Source organism: Microbacterium sp. PF5 (genome assembly GCF_004794315.1).
Taxonomy (GTDB): domain Bacteria; phylum Actinomycetota; class Actinomycetes; order Actinomycetales; family Microbacteriaceae; genus Microbacterium; species Microbacterium sufflavum.
Genome location: NZ_SSDQ01000011.1, coordinates 1 through 1,054, shown reverse-complemented (window position 1 = coordinate 1,054; position 1,054 = coordinate 1). Strand labels below are relative to the sequence as shown.

Here is a 1,054-nt window from a genome sequence, read left to right as displayed (position 1 = left end):
TCCGCCCCCGCGGCGGAGGTCCCGGCGGCGAGGCACAGGGTCGCGTGGCTGTCGCCGGGGCCGTGCGCGGTGGACCAGGCGCCGACGACGAGGAGGAGCGCGAGGCCGACGGCGGTGACGACCCTGGCGAGCAGGATCCGCTCGGCGCGCGCTCGCGGGCTCCGGGTGGTCGCGAGAGGCGGCATGACCCGCGCAGTCTAGCAACGGGGCCTTTGCCTCACCGGGGCCCCGCCCGCGCGGACACGCCTACACTGGAAGGGTGGCGAGACTACTCATCATCGGCGGCTTCCTCGCCGCCGTGTTCTGGGTGTTCAGCATCGTCGACTGCGCCGTGCAGCCGCCGACGCGGCACCGGGGTGTGCCCAAGGCCGCCTGGATCGCCATCGTCGTCCTGATCCCGGTCATCGGCGGCATCCTCTGGTTCGTGATCGGCCGTCGTCGCGCGAACGACCAGGGCGTGCAGCGCACGCTCGCCCCGGATGACGATCCGGCGTTCCTGCGCAGCATCAGCAAGGCGGAGCAGGACGCCCGGATCCGCCGTCTGGAGGAGGAGCTCGCCCGCCTGGACGAGGAGACCGACGAGCCGCCCACCGCGGATCCGCGCCCGTGACGTCGTCGCCCGCGACGGACGCCGCGGCGTCCCTGTTCGCCGAGCTCGTGGCGAACGGCGTGCGCGACGTGGTGCTGTCGCCGGGGTCGCGCTCGCAGGCCCTCGCACTCGCTGCCGCGCGACTGTCCGACGACGGGGTGCTGCGGCTGCACGTGCGCATCGATGAACGCGTCGCCGGTTTCACCGCCCTGGGCATCGCACGCGAGACGGGCGTGCCCGCCGCGGTCGTGTGCACGAGCGGGACGGCGGTCGCGAACCTCCTGCCCGCCACGATGGAGGCGTTTCACGCGGGGGTGCCGTTGCTGCTGCTCACGGCCGACCGTCCGCCGGAGCTGCGCGGTGTCGGCGCCAACCAGGCCACCGTCCAGCCGGGGCTGTTCGACCCGTGGGTGCGCGCCACGGTCGACGCCCCGGTGCCGGGCGACGGCGACTGGCGGGGTCTGG

At 74.6% G+C, this 1,054-nt stretch carries 2 protein-coding genes and 1 pseudogene; 2 read left to right on the top strand and 1 reads right to left on the bottom strand.

The features are described 5' to 3' along the window. Positions 1 to 185: pseudogene (locus DW297_RS00100) on the bottom strand (hypothetical protein); the annotation flags it as partial. 74 nt (positions 186 to 259) lie between these two features. Between DW297_RS00100 and DW297_RS00095 the strand changes: the two are divergent. Beyond that, positions 260 to 610 carry a PLD nuclease N-terminal domain-containing protein gene (locus DW297_RS00095; RefSeq protein WP_136028489.1) on the top strand — a complete coding sequence of 117 codons (351 nt, stop codon included), beginning with the start codon at positions 260 to 262 and terminating at the stop codon, positions 608 to 610. Continuing rightward, positions 607 to 1,054 (top strand): thiamine pyrophosphate-binding protein (locus tag DW297_RS00090; RefSeq protein ID WP_275092274.1); only part of this gene is annotated, 448 nt, incomplete at its 3' end. The genes DW297_RS00095 and DW297_RS00090, both read left to right, overlap by 4 nt.